4 protein-coding genes are annotated in these 1967 nt (G+C 45.2%); all 4 read left to right on the top strand.

The genetic code is table 11. The features are described from left to right. A partial coding sequence (locus WJ238_RS00140) for a glycine/betaine/sarcosine/D-proline family reductase selenoprotein B (RefSeq protein WP_337605821.1) occupies positions 1-255 on the top strand: 255 nt, incomplete at its 5' end. A 30-nt stretch (positions 256-285) separates the two neighbouring features. Then, positions 286-1230, top strand: a complete 945-nt coding sequence (gene trxB, locus WJ238_RS00135) for a thioredoxin-disulfide reductase (protein WP_230106408.1) — start codon at positions 286-288, stop codon at positions 1228-1230. 47 nt (positions 1231-1277) lie between these two features. Beyond that, the gene (trxA, locus tag WJ238_RS00130) at positions 1278-1595 is read left to right on the top strand and encodes a thioredoxin TrxA (protein WP_230106407.1); all 318 of its coding nucleotides are present in this window, start codon (positions 1278-1280) and stop codon (positions 1593-1595) included. Positions 1596-1645: 50 nt separating this feature from the next. Further along, positions 1646-1967 (top strand): glycine/sarcosine/betaine reductase complex selenoprotein A (gene grdA, locus WJ238_RS00125; protein WP_337605820.1); only part of this gene is annotated, 322 nt, incomplete at its 3' end.

Genomic DNA, 1967 nt, shown 5'->3' with positions numbered 1-1967 from the left:
ACCTGTACTCGTTGCGGTGCAACGATGGTAAAAGAAATCGAGAGAGCAGGAATCCCGGTTGTACATGTTTGTACAGTTACTCCGATTTCTATGACAGTAGGAGCAAACAGAATCGTTCCGGCGATCGCAATTCCTCATCCGCTTGGAAATCCGGCACTTGACCCGGCGGAAGAGAAAGAACTTCGCCGTCACATCGTAGAGAAAGCTCTGGAAGCTCTTACCACAGAAGTGGATGGTCAGACAATCTTTGATTAATAAAAACAGCTGAAAAAGGAGATGTTACCGATGAGCAAAATTTATGACGTAATCATCCTTGGAGCAGGTCCGGGAGGACTTGCTGCAGGACTGTACGCAGGACGGAGCCGTCTGTCTACCCTTGTCATCGAAAAGGGACAGGACGGCGGACAGATTGCGATCACAGACGACATTGAGAACTATCCGGGACAGATCGTAGAAGGAGAGTCCGGTCCGTCATTGATCGCAAGAATGACACAGCAGGTGGAAAAATTCGGTGCAGAGCGTGTTTCTGACACGATCAATGCTGTGGATTTCAGCGGAGAGATCAAGATCTTAAAGAGCGCGAAAGCAGAATATCAGGCAAAGAATGTCATTATTGCAACCGGCGCATATGCAAGACCGATCGGATGCAAAGGAGAAGCGGCATTCAGAGGAAAAGGAGTTTCCTACTGTGCAACATGTGATGCAAACTTCTTTGAAGATCTGGAAGTGTTTGTAGTCGGAGGCGGTGATTCTGCAGTAGAAGAAGCAATGTATCTGACAAAATTCGCGAGAAAAGTTACGATCATCCACAGAAGAAACGAGCTTCGTGCAGCAAAATCCATTCAGGAGAAAGCCTTTGCAAATCCGAAGATTGAATTTTTCTGGGACAGCGTAGTAGAGGAAGTCGGCGGAGATGACATCCTGCAGTGGATGAAAGTAAAGAATGTCAAGACTGGCGAAGTAAAGACAGTGGAAGCCGACGAAGAGGACGGCATGTTCGGTGTGTTTGGATTTATTGGAACGGTTCCAAATTCCAAGATCTTTGAGGGCATCATTGATATGGACGAAAGAGGCTATATTAAGACAGATGAGAATATGCACACCAATATTCCAAATGTATATGCAGTAGGGGATGTCAGGATCAAGAGCCTGCGTCAGGTAGTGACAGCGGCAGCTGACGGCGCAATTGCAGCTGTTCAGGTAGAGAGAAGTCTTTCAGATTATTTCTAAACCGCTGAAGCAAAAAAGCCATAAATATTCATGAAGGAGTGATTACAATGATAGAAGTAGATAAGAATACATTTGAAGAAGAAGTTCTGAAAGCAGACGGATACGTTTTCGTAGATTTTTACGGTGACGGATGTGTACCGTGCCAGGCATTGATGCCGAAGGTACATGAGTTTGCTGATACTTACGGGGACAAAATGAAATTTACAGCCCTGAATACAACAAAGGCACGCCGCCTTGCAATTTCCCAGAAAGTACTGGGACTTCCTGTGATGGCTATTTACAAGGACGGAGAGAAGATCGACGAAGTTGTAAAAGACGATGCTACAGAGGAAAGCATTGAAGCGATGATTAAGAAATATCTTTAATCATAAAAAACAACCAAAATGAATTACTGAAGAAAGGAGAAAGCATAATTATGGCTATTTTAGAAGGTAAAAAAGCAATAATTATCGGAGACCGTGATGGTATCCCGGGACCGGCTATCGCAGAATGCGTGAAAACAGCTGGTGCTGAGGTTGTATTTGCATCAACGGAATGTTTCGTCTGAACGAGCGCAGGCGCAATGGATCTGGAAAACCAGAAGAGAGTAAAAGAATTTGCTGACGAGCTGGGAGCTGAGAATTTAGTAGTAATTCTCGGTGCAGCAGAAGGTGAAGCTGCAGGACTTGCAGCTGAGACTGTTACAGCAGGAGATCCTACTTTCGCAGGTCCATTGACAGGAGTCCAGCTTGGACTTC

The organism is Claveliimonas sp. (genome assembly GCF_037273965.1).
Classification (GTDB): domain Bacteria; phylum Bacillota; class Clostridia; order Lachnospirales; family Lachnospiraceae; genus Claveliimonas; species Claveliimonas bilis.
The sequence above is the reverse complement of the archived record's forward strand: the minus strand, read 5'-3'. Positions and strand labels throughout refer to the sequence as shown.